The organism is Rhodococcus sp. IEGM 1305 (assembly GCF_030058635.1).
Classification (GTDB): domain Bacteria; phylum Actinomycetota; class Actinomycetes; order Mycobacteriales; family Mycobacteriaceae; genus Rhodococcus_F; species Rhodococcus_F opacus_D.
The window spans coordinates 717,209-730,639 of sequence record NZ_JASHKX010000001.1; the positions used below are offsets into that span (position 1 = coordinate 717,209).

Annotated in this window: 13 protein-coding genes; 11 read left to right on the forward strand and 2 right to left on the reverse strand. The window is 68.4% G+C overall.

The features are described from left to right. Position 1 precedes the first annotated feature (1 nt). Positions 2–580: a helix-turn-helix domain-containing protein gene (locus tag QM693_RS03285; RefSeq protein ID WP_283351376.1), complete on the reverse strand. Its 579-nt coding sequence runs from the start codon at positions 578–580 to the stop codon at positions 2–4. A gap of 70 nt (positions 581–650) precedes the next feature. On the opposite strand from QM693_RS03285, the gene QM693_RS03290 reads away from it, so the two are divergent. Beyond that, the gene (locus QM693_RS03290) at positions 651–1,121 is read left to right on the forward strand and encodes a group II truncated hemoglobin (RefSeq protein ID WP_164060417.1); all 471 of its coding nucleotides are present in this window, start codon (positions 651–653) and stop codon (positions 1,119–1,121) included. Here the strand turns inward: QM693_RS03290 and QM693_RS03295 are convergent. Next, positions 1,109–2,236: a nitric oxide synthase oxygenase gene (locus QM693_RS03295; protein ID WP_283351481.1), complete on the reverse strand. Its 1,128-nt coding sequence runs from the start codon at positions 2,234–2,236 to the stop codon at positions 1,109–1,111. The genes QM693_RS03290 and QM693_RS03295 overlap by 13 nt on opposite strands. Before the next feature lie 141 nt (positions 2,237–2,377). Between QM693_RS03295 and QM693_RS03300 the strand changes: the two genes are divergently transcribed. The 10 genes from QM693_RS03300 (at position 2,378) to QM693_RS03345 (ending at position 13,417) form a co-directional block, all read left to right on the forward strand. Then, the gene (locus tag QM693_RS03300; RefSeq protein WP_283332075.1) at positions 2,378–3,352 is read left to right on the forward strand and encodes an MsnO8 family LLM class oxidoreductase; all 975 of its coding nucleotides are present in this window, start codon (positions 2,378–2,380) and stop codon (positions 3,350–3,352) included. A 113-nt stretch (positions 3,353–3,465) separates the two neighbouring features. Next, positions 3,466–4,482 (forward strand): LacI family DNA-binding transcriptional regulator, encoded by a 1,017-nt coding sequence (locus tag QM693_RS03305; RefSeq protein ID WP_005250920.1) that lies wholly within the window; start codon positions 3,466–3,468, stop codon positions 4,480–4,482. Further along, positions 4,483–5,487, forward strand: a complete 1,005-nt coding sequence (locus QM693_RS03310; RefSeq protein WP_283332074.1) for a 2-hydroxyacid dehydrogenase — start codon at positions 4,483–4,485, stop codon at positions 5,485–5,487. Further along, a complete protein-coding gene (manD, locus tag QM693_RS03315; RefSeq protein ID WP_283351377.1) occupies positions 5,484–6,701 on the forward strand; it encodes a D-mannonate dehydratase ManD in 1,218 nt (405 codons plus the stop codon). Before QM693_RS03310 ends, manD begins: the two co-directional genes overlap by 4 nt. Positions 6,702–6,706: 5 nt before the next feature. Then, the gene (locus QM693_RS03320; RefSeq protein ID WP_283351378.1) at positions 6,707–8,242 is read left to right on the forward strand and encodes a mannitol dehydrogenase family protein; all 1,536 of its coding nucleotides are present in this window, start codon (positions 6,707–6,709) and stop codon (positions 8,240–8,242) included. 50 nt (positions 8,243–8,292) lie between these two features. Next, positions 8,293–9,672 carry an MFS transporter gene (locus QM693_RS03325; RefSeq protein WP_283351379.1) on the forward strand — a complete coding sequence of 460 codons (1,380 nt, stop codon included), beginning with the start codon at positions 8,293–8,295 and terminating at the stop codon, positions 9,670–9,672. Continuing rightward, positions 9,669–10,283, forward strand: a complete 615-nt coding sequence (locus tag QM693_RS03330; protein WP_283351380.1) for a bifunctional 4-hydroxy-2-oxoglutarate aldolase/2-dehydro-3-deoxy-phosphogluconate aldolase — start codon at positions 9,669–9,671, stop codon at positions 10,281–10,283. Before QM693_RS03325 ends, QM693_RS03330 begins: the two co-directional genes overlap by 4 nt. Continuing rightward, the gene (locus tag QM693_RS03335) at positions 10,283–11,221 is read left to right on the forward strand and encodes a sugar kinase (protein ID WP_283351381.1); all 939 of its coding nucleotides are present in this window, start codon (positions 10,283–10,285) and stop codon (positions 11,219–11,221) included. Before QM693_RS03330 ends, QM693_RS03335 begins: the two co-directional genes overlap by 1 nt. Positions 11,222–11,256: 35 nt before the next feature. Next, the gene (locus QM693_RS03340) at positions 11,257–12,327 is read left to right on the forward strand and encodes an L-idonate 5-dehydrogenase (RefSeq protein WP_283351382.1); all 1,071 of its coding nucleotides are present in this window, start codon (positions 11,257–11,259) and stop codon (positions 12,325–12,327) included. Between the two features lie 88 nt (positions 12,328–12,415). Continuing rightward, on the forward strand, positions 12,416–13,417 hold the full coding sequence (locus QM693_RS03345) for an MDR family oxidoreductase (protein WP_283351383.1): 1,002 nt from the start codon (positions 12,416–12,418) through the stop codon (positions 13,415–13,417). Positions 13,418–13,431 lie beyond the last annotated feature (14 nt).

Here is a 13,431-nt window from a genome sequence, read left to right on the forward strand (position 1 = left end):
GTCAGGTCGGCGGCACCCCGCCGACGGCCCGCCAGATCAGTGTCGCGGTCCGGGCAGGCCAGTCGGCGGGTGGGCGACCACCGGCCAGCGCCCGGCCGTACCAACTGCCGGTGGTCATGGTGACGGCGACGTCGAGATCGGCGTCGGCGTCGATCAGCTCCAGTTCGGCGGCGCGGTCCAGGATGTCGCGGATGCGGCGCCGGCGCGGCGCCACCACCCGGGCACGGTACTGGGCGCGGACGTCGGCGTCCGTCGTGTCCTGCAGCATCGTGCCGACGAGCGACAACCGGCCGCTCCGCGACACCCCCTGCTGGAAGTCGGTCAGCTCGCGGACCAGATCCCCGAAGGGATCGGCCGACGACCGCCCCGACTGTTCGTCGGCCAGCTGCGCCACGACTGCCGCGGCGAGCTCCGACTTCGACGCCCACCGCCGGTACAGCGCCTGTCGGGTGGTGCCGGCCTCCGCGGCGATCGCCGCGATCGACATCGCGTCGTATCCGGCCCGGGCCAATTGCCTTCCCGCCACTCTCAGCACGCGAGTGTCGATATCGGTGTCGCGACTACGCCCGGCCACACTCATGCTCGATCCTCTTTTCAATCCAATACTGATGTGTATTGTAATGGACAGATGACGGAAATCGGGAGCTCCCATGAGTGATCAGGAAACACCGTCCCTGTACGAGTGGGCGGGCGGTGAGCAGTCGTTCCGGCGGCTGATCGACGCCTTCTACGACCGGGTGGAGGGCGACGAACTGTTGTCGCCGATGTTCCCCGGCGGAGTGCACGAGGAGCATCGCCGCAACGTGACGCTGTGGTGGTGCGAGGTGTTCGGCGGCCCGCCGGGCTACACCGAACAACTCGGCGGATATGAACGAATGTTGCGCCACCACATCGGCCTCGCCATCAGCCCGGAGCAGCGGCACCGCTTCGCGGCAACGATGAGCCTCGCCGCCGACGACGCCGACCTCCCGTCGGATCCCGAATTCCGTTCCGCATTCATGGCCTACGTCGAGTGGGGGACCAGACTCGCGCTGCAGAACTCGAGCCCCGGTGCCGAGGTGGTCGAGCACGCACCCGTCCCGCACTGGGGTTGGGGCGTGGCCCCGCCCTACCGCGGCTGACCGGAGATCGGGCAACCGGAGCTGGCGGCCGGGAGAAAGTTCGGGCGGATGTCCATGTCGGGTGCGTCGTAGAGCCGGTGGAACGTGGGGGTCAGCGCCGCCGACATCGGCGGGTTGATCCACGACCAGTCCGTCGGGCATTTCCGGCCGAGTGACTCTTCGCGTTCGACGTGGCTGATGAACTGCTTGGCAACGGTGTGATGGTCGACCATGTGCACACCGGCCTGCCGGTAACTGTGGATCACGGCGCGGTTCAGTTCGACCAGTGCGCGGTCGCGCCACAGCGTTCGCTCCGACGTCGTGTCCAGGCACAGCCGTTCGGCGATGGCGGGCAGCATGTCGTATCGATCCTGGTCGCTGAGGTTGCGGGCCCCGACCTCCGTGCTCACGTACCACCCGCTGAACGGGGCGAGGGGGTAGGTCAGCCCGCCGACCGAGAAGCTCATGTTCGACACGGCGGGAACCGCATGCCATTTGAGACCGAGATCGGCGAACCAGGCGTAGTCCGGGTGCTCGATCTCGACCTCGAGGACCAGGTCCGGGGGAACGTCGTACCAGCGCAGCGTCTCGTCGGGGGTGCTGATCAACAGCGGCAGCACGTCGAACGGCGTACCTGCACCCCGCCACCCCATCTTCGTCACCGTCTCGGTGATTCCGACCTGCGCGGGGTCCCCGGTCACCGTCCCGTCCGCGTGACGGTAGCCCGCGTACCGGATCAGTTGCGGGCTGACGATCTTGTACTCGCGTCCGTCCGCCAGCGGTAGCGGACCGACCGTGATGACCGAGCGCAGGGCGCCGCCGTTAGTCGCGACCCGCAGGTGCTCCCAGCACGCCTCCGCAATCTCGTCCGCGGTGGTGACGTGCCGGGCATCGATCAGCTTCAGCGTGCGCCAGTGCTTACGACCGACGCACCGGGCGTGGTTGCGCCACGCCAGCTGCGAGCCGACTTCCAGTTCCTCCACGGTGTGCTCGTAGCGGCCCGTCTCCGCCAGCGACTCCAGTGCGTCCGCGAGGCGGGCCGTGGGCAGGTGGGCCAGCTCGGGCTCGCTGAAGAACTCTACGCACTCCCGCATCTGCGCTGCGGACCGCGACGTGACGTCCAGCGAGTACGACATAGTCCCCGTGCTGCTCACCATTGACCTCCCGGCGATCGTGGATCCTGCGGCGGTCAGTATGTCAGCGAAGCGCGCACACTCGTCCACCGAGTGCGGACGGGGTGAGGAAATACCGCCGGCAGGACGGCGGTTCCCCCGAGGGTGAAACTCTCGATTCTGGACCGGTCCCGCACGCGCCGGGGTGCGCCGGACTCTGCCGCGCTGACCGGGACGATCGAGCGGGCGGTGCATGCCGAGCAACTGGGGTTCCATCGGTTCTGGGTGGCCGAGCACCACGCCGTGCCGGGAATCGCGAGTGGGTCGCCGCCCGTGCTGCTCGCGGCCCTCGGTGCCCGCACCGCCCGGATCCGGCTGGGCTCGGGTGGTGTGATGCTGCCGAACCACCAGCCCCTCGTGGTGGCCGAGCAGTTCCTGATGCTCGAGGCGATTTACCCGGGCCGGATCGACCTGGGCGTCGGACGGTCGCTGGGATTCACGAAGCCGGTACGCGAGGCGCTGCGCCGCGACCGCAACGCCCCCGACACGTTCGCCGGCGACCTCGACGAGGTGCGGAGCTACCTCGAGGGCAAGGGCGCCGTGACGGCCCGGCCCCACGTGACGAGTCCACCGCCGATGTTCGTTCTCGCTACCCGGCGCGGGCTCGACTTCGCCGCGAAGGCCGGTCTGCCGGTGGTGGTCGGTGGTCCGGTACTCGGAGGGTCGGGCGCCAACGTCCCGGAACTGGACCGGTACCGCGACAGCTTCGTCCCGTCCGCCGGAAACCGGTCCCCGTACGTGGTCGTCTCGCTGGAGGTGATGATCGCCGAGGACGCAGACCGGGCCCGTGAACTGCTGCTTCCGGAGGCGTGGGCGCTGGCACAGTCGAGCCGGACCGGCGAGTTCCCGCCGCTCGAATCGGTCGCGGACATCCGGGGGCAGGCGTGGACTCCGCGGCTGCGCGAACAGGTCGACGCCTCGATCGCGAACTCCATTCACGGCACCGCCGAGCAGGTGAGGGTCGCGCTCGAGGCCCTGGCCGCGCGTACCGGTGCGGACGAACTACTGGCCTCGACGTCCACGTTCGACCGGGCCGCGCTGTTCGAATCCGATCGGCAGTTGTCGCTCCTGGACGTGTGAACTCGCACGACGCACACGGCTTGCTGCAAGCCTTGCGCAACTATTGACAACCTTGCGCAAGCAGGTGGATAGTGTGTGTCGGCAGTCACAACGAACAGCGAGGCGGTAGCACCGTGGCACCCACCCTGACCGAGGTCGCACAACGCGCAGGGGTATCCCTGTCCACCGCGTCACGGGCATTCAGTGCCCCGGACCGGATCGGACCGGACACGCTCGCGCGGATCATCGCGGTCGCCGACGAGATCGGCTACCGGGCGGCGTCACCGACCCGCACCGACGTCGTGCGCCCCACCGCCACCACCGTCGCGGTCGTGGTACCCGACATCGGGCACACCGTGTTCGCGAGCTTCGTGAAGGCGGCGCAGGCGCAGGGGTGGCACCGGCGCCAGACCGTGCTCCTCACCGACACCGACGGCAGCGCCGACCGTGAGCGTGAGGTTCTCGGCGAGTTGCAGGGGCGCGTCGACGCACTCGTGGTCTGCGCTCCACGGCTGCCCGCATCGGACATCGTGCAGCTCGCCGGCGACACCCCCCTGGTGCTCGTCAACCGCTCGTCACCCGAATGCGATTGCATCGTGGCGGATTCGGAAGACGGAATTCGCCAGGCCATCGACTACCTCGTCGCCCTCGGACACGAGCACCTCGCGTATGTCCAGGGCTCGCCTCAATCCTGGTCGAACCAGCGCCGCGTCGCCGCGGTCGAGGAATTCTGCAAGGCCCGCGACGTGCAGCTGAGTCTGCTCGGCTGGCAGCAGGAAACCCTCGCGGGTGGTCACGCCGCAGCGGCGAGCGTGATCGCGACGGGCGCGAGCGCCGTGATCACGCACAACGATCCGATGGCCATCGGAGTGATGAACGGCGTCCGCGCAATGGGCTTCTCGGTGCCAGCGGACCTGAGCGTCGTCGGCATCGACGACTCGCCGCTGGCCGAACTCGCCAGCCCCGCGCTCACAAGCATCAATGTGCCGATGGCGCGAGCCGGCGTGCTGAGTCTGGACCTGGTGTTCCAGCGCGCGAACGAGCCGGACTCCGATATCCGAGAAATCCATCTCCCCACTCAACTGGTCGTCCGGGCTTCGGCCGGACCGGCGCACGATCGGGTGTTTCGCCCCGGAAAAGAGAGCCGCTAGATGAAAATCGTTGTTGCCGACAGCAACCTGATCCCGCACCGACCCCGGCTCGAGGCCGCAGTTCCGTCCGATGCACGGTTGTCCTGGCACGACAGCTTCGACGAGGCCGCCCTGATCGACGATCTGCGCGACGCCGACGTCTACGTCGGGGGAAAGTTCACACCGTCCATGGCGTCGGCTGCAGAGCGGCTGCGTCTCGTCCACGTCGCCGGTGCCGGCACGGACAACATCGCGTTCGATGCCCTGGCACCGGACGTGCTGGTGGCGAACACCTTCCATCACGAGAAGTCGATCGCCGAATACGTCGTGGCGGCCGCGGTGATGCTCCGGCGCGGCTTCGTCGCGCAGGACACGGCGCTCCGGCAGGGCGTCTGGGCGACCTCGGTCTACGACGACCTTCTCACGCAGTCGAATTCGCTGCAGGGCGCGCGGGTGGGCTTCGTGGGATTCGGCCACATCGGCCATGCCACGTGGACTCTGTTCCGAGCATTCGGCGCGACAGGAGCGGCCGTGACCGGTCGTGGCAACGTCGACGCGCCGAGTGCGGGACTGGACTGGGCGGCCGACGTGTCCCAGCTCGGGCGTCTCCTCGTCGAATCCGATGTCGTCGTGGTGTCCGCACCGCTCGACGACCGGACGCGGGGGATGATCGGCGCCGACGAATTGCGCGCACTCGGCAGCGACGGTGTGCTGGTGAATGTGGGCCGCGGACCTCTCGTCCAGGAGCAGGCCCTGTTCGACGCACTGTCCTCGTCGACCATCGCCGCTGCGGCCATCGACGTCTGGTACGACTATCCCGGACCCGACGGTCGCGGGAGGCCCAGCGCTCTGCCGTTCTCCGAACTCCCCAACATCCTGATGACACCGCATTCTTCCGGAGTCTCACAGCAGACTTTCGTCGGCCGCGTCGACGACATCGCCGACAACATCACTCGACTCGCTCGCGGTGAGCAACTGCGCAACGTCGTCGCACCCGCGGTCGGCTCGAAAGGATCACGGGCATGACCGACAAGATCATCTCCGCGGACGTGCTGGTCTGCAGCCCCACCCGCAACTTCGTCACCCTCAAGATCACCACGGCCGACGGCGTCGTCGGCTACGGTGACGCCACGCTCAACGGCCGTGAACTGTCCGTCGCGTCGTATCTCCGGGACCATGTGGCGCCCCTGCTGATCGGGCGTGACGCGGCGCGGATCGAGGACACCTGGCAGTACCTCTACCGCGGCGTGTACTGGCGGCGCGGGCCCGTCACGATGGCCGCGATCGGAGCCGTCGACGTCGCCCTCTGGGACATCAAGGGCAAGACCCTCGGTCAGCCCGTCTACCAGCTGCTCGGCGGTGCCGTCCGCGACCGGGTGCTCTCCTACACCCACGCAACCGGGTGGGACGCGCCCGCGTTGCTCGACTCGGTCGACGCCACGCGCGCGACGGGCTTCCAGGCGATTCGAGTGCAGTCCGGGGTACCCGGACTGGATTCGGTGTACGGCGTGCACCAGGGCGCCGCCGGATACGAGCCCGCGAGTCGCGGCGCCCTGCCGGTCGAGGAAGTGTGGGACACCGACGCGTACCTCAACCATGCACCCCGGATCCTCGAAGCCGTCCGTGAACACGTCGGCCCCGAACTCAAATTGCTCCACGACGCCCACCATCGGCTCACCCCGCAGCAGGCCGCGCGGCTGGGGAAGTCGGTCGAACACGTGGACCTGTTCTGGCTCGAGGACGTCACGCCGGCCGAGAACCAGGACGCACTGCGCCTGGTGCGCAACCACACCACCACACCCCTGGCGATCGGGGAGGTCTTCAACACGATCTGGGATTGCCAGCACCTGATCACCGAACAGCTGATCGACTTCATCCGGGTGGCCATCGTCCACGCGGGCGGAATCAGCCACGTTCGCAAGATCTTCGCGCTCGCCGAGGTGTACCAGATTCGCGGCGGACCGCACGGCCCGTCGGACGTCTCGCCGATCTCCCTGGGAGCGAGTCTGCACCTCGGTCTCGCGACGCCGAACTTCGGAATCCAGGAATACATGGGTTACGACCCGCTCGTCAGCGAGGTCTTCCCCCACGCGTGGTCGTTCTCGGACGGGCACCTCACCCCCGGCGACGTTCCGGGCATCGGAGTAAGCATGAACGAGGAACTCGCGGAGCAATATCCGTACGAGCAGGCCTATCTCCCGGTCGCCCGGCGCCGCGACGGCTCTATGACGGATTGGTGACGAGCATGTCCGAACCGACACTTTCGCGCCGAAACGTTCCCGCCGCGGCACTGATCCACCGGCGGGTACCGGAGGGGACCGGGATCGTTCACCTGGGCCTCGGCAACTTCCACCGCGCACACCAGGCGGTGTACACCGCGCTCGCGATGGAACGCGAACCCGGACCGTGGGGCATTCTCGGTGTGGCGAGCCGCTCGAGTACCGTCGCCGATGCGATGAACGCGCAGGACCTTCTGTACAGCGTCGTCGAGATCTCGCCGGACGGTGCTCGTGTGAGCGTCCCGGGTTCACATACCGGAACGCTGGTGGCCGAGCAGGACCCGGAGTCCGTCGTCCGTGCGATCGCGGACCCGGCGACGAAGATCGTCACGATCACGGTGACCGAACACGGGTACACGGTGTCACCCGAGACCGGGTCCCTCGACCTCGATTCCGACGTCGTTCGCCGCGACCTCAACGAGGTGCGGACGCCCCGCACCACGATCGGGCAGATCGCCCGCGGACTGGCCCTGCGGGCGAGCACGCACGGCGCCCCGGTCACGATCCTCAGCTGCGACAACCTGCTGTCCAACGGGCGTCAGACCGAAAGACTCGTCCGCGAGTTCGTCGGCACGTTCGCCCCGACTCTGCGCGACGACCTGCTGTCCTGGATGGACTCGTCCGTGACGTTCCCCAACTCCATGGTGGACCGGATCGTGCCGTCCGGCTCGGACCGCTACAACGAGACGGCACGGGCACACCTCGGCGTGCGCGACACGATCGCCGTCCCCGCGGAGCAGTTCACGATGTGGGTCATGGAGGAGCGGTTCGCCGCCGGCCGCCCCGTGTGGGAGCACGGTGGCGCGCTGTTCACCGACGACGTCGAGCCGTACGAGCTGATGAAGGTCCGGCTGCTCAACGGGACACATTCGCTCATCGCCTACCTCGGCGCACTCGACGGGCGCGCCACCATCCCCGAGTCCGTTGCGCAACCGTTCGTCGAGGCCGCAGCGCGGCGGATCCTCTGCGACGAGTACCTGCCGACGGTCACCGTTCCCGCATCGGTGGACACGGACGACTACATCCGGCAGCTGTTCTCGCGTTGGTCCAATACCGCTCTGGGACATCGCACCTCACAGGTCGGATCCGACGGATCGGTCAAACTGACGCAGCGCATCCCGATCCCCGCGCTCGCACACCTCGGCCGCGGTACGGTCCCGCAGTACCTTTCTCTGACGGTGGCGGCATACCTCTGCTGCATCGCCCCGCCGCCCGGGTTCGACCCCGGCCCCCACGCACGATCCATGACCGACCCCGCTCGACCGCGCCTGGCAGGAATGGCCGACAACGCCGCGTCCACTACCGAATTCGTTCGCTCCGTCTTCGTCGACGGAGGTCTGTTTCCCAGCACTCTCGCTTCGCACACCGACTTCGTCTCGCGGATCGCCGACTTCGTCGACATCATCGTCCGTCACGGGCCGGCAGTCGCCGCCGGCGAAGCATCCGACCCGGTCCCGGACCTCGACACGATCACGTCGCTGCGGTCCAGCGCGACCATCTGACTCCCTCACCCCTTGCCCGGACTATTCCGGGACCACCAATGGAGGAATCCATGGACACTACACTCGACCCCACGGTGAACCCGAAAACTCCCGGCCGCGGTGGCGGTACACCCCAGGCAGACCCGTCCGCGGTCCGCCGGGCGGCGTGGGCGGGGCTCATCGGCACCACGCTCGAGCAGTACGACTTCGTCATCTACGGCACCGCTTCGGCGCTGATATTCAACACCCTGTTCTTCCCGAACATCTCGCCCGCGGCGGGCATCCTCGCGAGCTTCAGCGCCTACGCCGTCGGGTTTCTCGCCCGGCCGCTCGGCGGCCTGTTCTTCTCGCGGTACGGAGAGCGTCTCGGCCGCAAGTGGGTGCTCGTCGCGACGCTGATGCTGATGGGCGGCGCGACACTGGGTATCGGCCTGCTGCCCACCTACAGTCAGGTCGGGCTGCTCGCACCCGCTCTCCTCGTCGCGTGCCGATTCTTCCAGGGGTTCGGAGCGGGAGCCGAACAGTCCGGCGGTGCAACCCTTCTGACGGAGACGGCGCAGATAGGCAGGCGAGGTAGGCTCGCCGCCCTGGTGATGACGGGAGCCGCACTGGGCACGGCGCTCGGCGCAGTCGCGTGGATCGCCGCGCAGCTCCTGCCGGAAGAGCAGCTCATGTCCTGGGGCTGGCGTCTCGTCTTCATCAGCAGTCTGTTCGTCACGGTCGCCGCGTTCGTCATTCGTCGCAAGCTCAACGAGAGCCCGGTGTTCCAGGAACTCAAGGAGCAGCACCAGGTTCCGAAGACGCCGGTGAAGGAGATCTTCGCGAACGGCAAGAAGCCGCTGTTCATCGTCATGTTCATGACCATCGGCATCAGCGCGCAGTCGTACACGTACCAGGTGTTCATGGCGTCGTACCTCAAGAACGACGTGCACGTCGACCCCACGTTCATTCCCAAGGTGCTGCTGGTCGGGGCCATCTGCGGCGGCATCGCGGCATACGGGTTCGGGCGTCTGTCCGACCGGGTGGGCCGCAAGCCGGTCTACATCTCGATCGTGATCGCCCTGATCATCCTGCCGGTGCCGACCTTCCTGGCCCTGAACACCGGCTCACACCTGCTGATCACGATGGCGATGATCGTCGGCTTCATCCTGGCCTGCCAGGGCGCCGTCGGCGTCACCATGAGCTACTTCCCGGAAATCTTCGGCTCCCGCTACCGCTACGCCGGCGTCACTCTCGGCCGTGAATTCGCCTCGATCTTCGGGGGCGGTGTCGCACCACTGATCTGCGCGGCCCTCGTCACGGCCTTCTCCGGCTCGTGGATCCCCGTGGCCCTCTACATGATCGTGATGGCCGTGACCGTTCTGATCGCCTCGACGATGGCACCGGAAACCCGCGACCGCGACCTCACGCTGGCCGCCAACTCCACCGACCGGGAGGTGACGGCGGCATGACCTCCCCTGTCATCGCGGTGCTGCGCGCCGCGCACGCCGACCGGTACGCCCCCGTGGTGACCGTCCTCGCCGAGAACGGGGTGCGCGCCGTCGAGCTGACGATGAGCACGCCCGGCACCCTCGAGTCCCTGAGCAGCATCCGGCGCACCGCACCCGACGGCGTCGAGATCGGGGTCGGGACGGTCACCACCGTCGACCAGGCCCGCGCCGCCCTCGACGTGGGTGCCGACTTCCTCGTGACGCCGACGACCAACCTCGACGTCATCGCCACGGCCGTCCGTGCCGGAGTTCCGATCTACCCCGGCGGATTCACCCCGACCGAATTGTGGAACGGATGGGACGCGGGTGCGACTGCCGTGAAGCTGTTCCCGGCGTCGGTGGTCGGGCCGGAGTACATCGGGCACCTGCGCGGCCCCTTCCCCGACATCCAGGTGGTCCCGTCGGGTGGGGTGGGCATCGAGGACGTCCCCGCGTGGTTCGCGGCCGGAGCGGCGGCGGTCAGCCTCGGCGGACCGCTGATCGGGGACGCACTCCGCGGCGGCGACCTCGGGCAGCTGGCCGAACGATGCCGGCGCCTCGGCGACGTCGTCGCCGAACTGGAGGTCGCGTGATGACGGTGCTGACATTCGGCGAGACGATGGCCCTCACCAGGGCGGTGGACACCGGACCGCTCGCCCACACCTCCACGCTCCACCTGGGAATCGGCGGCGCCGAATCGAACTTCGCGATCGCGCTGCGGCGACTCGGCGTCGACGTCACCTGGATCGGGCGCGTCGGCCAGGACAGTCTGGGTGACCTGATCGAACGGGAACTCCGGGCCGAGGGAATCACCGCCGACGTCATCCGCGATCCGGATGTTCCGACCGGACTGATGGTGAAGGAGCGGCGAACCGCCACCGCCACCCGCGTCTGGTATTACCGGACCGGCAGCGCGGGGTCGCGGCTCACGATGTCGGACATCGCGGACGACCGGCTCGAGTCGGCGTCCCTGCTGCACGTCACCGGCATCACCCCCGCGTTGTCCGACACCGCCAGGAAGACCACCCTGCACTGCGTCGAACGGGCACGCGCACTGGGCATTCCGGTGTCGTTCGATCTCAACTACCGCCGAGCGCTGTGGTCGCCGGACGACGCCGGCCCCGTCTTCCGTGAGCTGATCGGATTGTCGGACATCGTCTTCGCAGGTGAGGACGAGGCCGCGATCGCAGTGGGCGACGGCACTCCCGCCGAACTCGTCGCCCGCATCCGCGATCTCGGACCACGCGAAAGCGTCCTGAAACTGGGAGACAAGGGATGCCTGGCGATCGTCGACGGGGAGACGTACTCCCTGCCCGCGGTTCCGGTGAGCGTGATCGACTCCGTCGGGGCCGGAGACGGTTTCGTCGCCGGCTACCTCGCGGAACGACTGGCCGGTGAGGCACCCGCCGACCGGCTCAGAACCGCTGTCACGGTCGGGGCGTTCGCGTGCACCGTGTCCGGCGACTGGGAGGGCATGCCACGCCGGGACGAACTCGGCCTTCTCACCACCGCGGAACCCGTCACCAGATGACCAGCTCCGATCTCCGACAGAACTGGACTCCACGCATGAACACCAGCCCGACCACCGCTTCACACACCACCGAGGTTCCGACGCACGCGCAGGCGGTCGTCGCCCACGGTGCGCAGGACCTGCGCGTGGAGGAGGTGCCGATCGCCGCACCGAAACCGGACGAAGCGGTGATCCGCATAGCCTACGGCGGGATCTGCGGATCCGACCTCCACTACTGGCAGCACGGCGCCGCCGGCGAATCGATCCTTCGCGCACCGATGCGGCTCGGACACGAGGCGTCGGGAACCGTCCTGATCGGCGCGAAAGACGGAAGCGGTCCCGGCGCAGGCACCCCCGTCACCATCCATCCCGCGACCCCCGGCGGCGACAGCGCGAAATATCCGGCCGATCGCCCCAACATCTCGCCCGGATGCACGTACCTGGGCAGCGCGGCACATTTCCCGCACGCGGACGGGTTGTTCGTCAGCCACGTCGCCGTCCCGACCCGCATGCTCCGGGTCCTTCCCGACGGTCTCGATCTTCGTCTGGCGTCACTGGCCGAGCCGGCGAGCGTGGCGTGGCACGCGGTCGCGCGGGCAGGGGAGGTGAAGGACCGGTCGGTCCTCGTCATCGGTGCCGGACCCATCGGCGCGCTCGTCGTGGCAGTGCTGAAGCGGGCGGGCGCCGGGAAGATCACCGCGGTGGACATGCACGAGTACCCGCTGAGGATCGCGCGTGCCGTGGGTGCGGACGCGACGCTCACCGCCACCGATGCCGACGCAGTCGCGGCGGTGGAAGCGGACGTCACCATCGAATGCTCCGGCAACCATCGCGGTCTGGCATCGGCGATCCACGGGACGGCCCGCGGTGGCCGCGTCGTGATGGTCGGTCTGCTTCCCTCGGGGGATCAGCCGGTACCCGTGTCGATCGCGATCACCAGGGAACTCGATCTGGTCGGCTCGTTCCGGTTCAACGACGAGATCGACGAGGTGGTGGCCGCCCTCGCCGACGGCTCCCTCGCGGTGGATCCGATCATCACGGCGGAGTACGACGTCGCCGATGCGCTCACCGCCTTCGCGTCAGCCAGGGATGCGTCCTCGTCGAGCAAGGTGCTCTTGCGGTTCTGATCCGGGGAACGTCGCCCCGGCCTCGTCTGCGGGACACGGCTGTCGCATGATGGTCTCGACGCACCCCCGAGGTCAGGAGAGCAAGCTGATGAAGGAATTCACCGCCTGGATCGCTCGCGAGAACGAGGGCGCCATCGGCCTCTCCCAGGAGACGGTCGACGAGTCGTTCCTGCCGCAGGGCGAGGTCACCATCCAGGTCGAGTACTCCAGCGTGAACTTCAAGGACGCCCTGGCGCTCACACCGAAGGGTGGAGTGGTCCGCGAGTACCCCATCGTGCCCGGCATCGACGTGGCAGGCACGGTCGTCGAGTCGCAGTCCCCGGAGTTCTCCGTCGGTGACACGGTCGTCGCGCACGGTTACGACATCGGCACCGCCCGTCACGGCGGGTACGCGCAGTTCGCCCGCGTCCCGGCCGACTGGGTGGTGAAACTCGACGGCATGTCCACCCGCACCGCTGCCGCGATCGGGACCGCCGGTTTCACGGCCGCGATGAGCGTGGAGGCGCTGCTGTCCCGCGGAGTCGAGCCGGGCAACGGTCCGGTGCTCGTGACCGGTGCGAGTGGCGGCGTCGGCACCGTCGCCGTCGACCTGCTGTCCGCGGCGGGCTTCGAGGTGGTCGCGTCGAGCGGAAAGCCGGAGAAGGCGGAACTGCTCACCGAACTGGGTGCGAGCACGGTGATCGGACGGCTCCCGGAGCCCGACACGAAGCCGCGTCCGCTCGGTAAGGCGCAGTGGGCCGCCGCCGTCGACTGCGTCGGCGGTGCCACCCTCGCGCACGTGCTCAGCACCATCGAGTACGGGGGCGCGGTCGCGGCGAGTGGGCTGACCGGCGGACCGAAGTTGGAGACCACGGTCCTGCCGTTCATCCTGCGGGGTGTCAGCCTGCTCGGCATCGATTCGGTGCAGTACCCGATCGAGCAGCGGCGCCGGCTGTGGGGCCGTCTCGCGTCCGACCTCGCGCCGTCCCGGCTCGAATCGATCACCCACGACGTTCCGATCGCGGACGTCGTCTCGGTGATCGACCAGGTGCGCGCAGGCACCTACTCCGGCCGGGCCGTGGTGGGCGTCGCCCCTGTGAGTACTTATTAACATCCCGCGGTTAA